The organism is Thermus sp. FJN-A, from assembly GCF_054655095.1.
In genome coordinates this window covers 1-417 of sequence record NZ_BAAHSC010000140.1, presented here as the reverse complement: position 1 = coordinate 417, position 417 = coordinate 1, and the positions used below count along the sequence as shown (strand labels likewise).

Here is a 417-nt window from a genome sequence, read left to right as displayed (position 1 = left end):
TGCCCACCCTCCACCCCCTGGTCTTCTCCCTCCCCTCCCTCTCGGGGCTTCTGGTGAAGCCGGGGGACCGGGTGGAGGAGGGGGAGCCCATCGCCCGGCGGGTGGACGAGGGGCCCCTGCGGGACCTCGAGGACCAGGCCCAGGCCAAGGCGGAGGAGGCGGCCCGCCTCGAGGCCGAGCTTTCCCGGGCGGAAGAGCGGTGCCGGGCGGAGCGGGAGGCCCTCCGGGGGGAGCTTTCCCGCCTGAGGGACGAGGTGGGCCGCCTGCGCTACCTGGTGGCCCAGGGGGCCGAGGCCCCCCTCCGCCTCGCCGAGGGGGAGGCCCGGCTTGAGGAGGCCGAGGCCCGCCTGACCCGCCTGGCCCTGGACTGCGCCGGGGAGAAGGCCCGCCTGGAGGAGTCTATCCGGGAGGCCCGCC

General features: G+C 77.2%; 1 protein-coding gene. It reads left to right on the top strand.

The window, feature by feature from the left end; all coding sequences use genetic code 11:
- Positions 1-417: HlyD family secretion protein (locus ACYQ0J_RS00720; RefSeq protein ID WP_460170286.1), on the top strand; the 417-nt coding region annotated here is incomplete at both ends.